Source organism: Cryobacterium sp. RTC2.1 (assembly GCF_035018685.1).
GTDB classification, from domain to species: Bacteria; Actinomycetota; Actinomycetes; order Actinomycetales; family Microbacteriaceae; genus Cryobacterium; species Cryobacterium glucosi.
Genome location: NZ_JASJXJ010000323.1, coordinates 1 through 909, shown reverse-complemented (window position 1 = coordinate 909; position 909 = coordinate 1). Strand labels below are relative to the sequence as shown.

At 66.7% G+C, this 909-nt stretch carries 1 protein-coding gene; it reads right to left on the bottom strand.

Going from position 1 to position 909, the window contains the following annotated elements; genetic code table 11:
- On the bottom strand, nt 1-909 hold a 909-nt coding region (locus QN357_RS19095; protein ID WP_323505412.1), incomplete at both ends, for a rhamnose isomerase.

Sequence of the window (909 nt, the reverse complement as noted above, 5' to 3'; positions counted from 1 at the left end):
AGGCGCCCCAGCCGGCCTGGGTGCCGCCGACGCGGTCTGCGCAGATCTTCTCCTGGTAACTGGATGCCGCGAACGCCTTCATGGGGTCGGCCGGAAGTCCGCGGGACTCGCGCCACGCGGCGAGGTCGGTGCGGACGTCGGAGTAGAAGGCGTCCATCATGATGCCGTTGGCGCCGAGGACGTCGCCGGCCTCCTGCGCCGCTGCGAGGGCGACGGTGTCCACGCTGAGGGCGCGGGCGGTCATTTCCTGCACGTTGAGGACGGAGCGGATCTGGCCGGGGATCTTCTCTTCGACGTTGTGGCACTGGTCGAGCATGAACGCGACGGTGGAGTCGGGTCCGTAGCCGCCGCCGCGGATGACTTCGTAGAGGATCCGGAACAGCTGGAACGGGTCTGCCGCTCCGACGATGAGGTCGTCGTCGGCGTAGAAGCGGGAGTTGAAGTCGAAGGAGCCGAGCTTGCCGAGGCGGAGCAGCTGGGCGACGATGAACTCGATGTTCGTGCCGGGCGCGTGGTGGCCGGTGTCCAGGCACACCATCGCCTTGTCTCCGAGGGCGGCGACCTGGGCGTAGCTGGTTCCCCAGTCGGGCACGTCGGTGTGATAGAAAGCCGGCTCGAAGAACTTGTACTCCAGGACCAGGCGCTGGTGCTCGCCGATCCGGGCGTAGATCTTGCCGAGGGAGTCGGCGAGGCGGTCCTGCCGGCCGCGGATATCGCCCTGGCCCGGGTAGTTGGTGCCGTCGGCGAGCCAGATCTTCAGGTCTTCCGAGCCGGTCTGGTTCATCACGTCGATGCAGTCGAAGTGGTGATCGATCGCCATCTGGCGCACCTTCGGGTCGATGTGGGTCAGGCTGCCGAACTTGTAGGCGTCATCCTGGAACGTGTTCGAGTTGACCGTGCCGAGCGCGA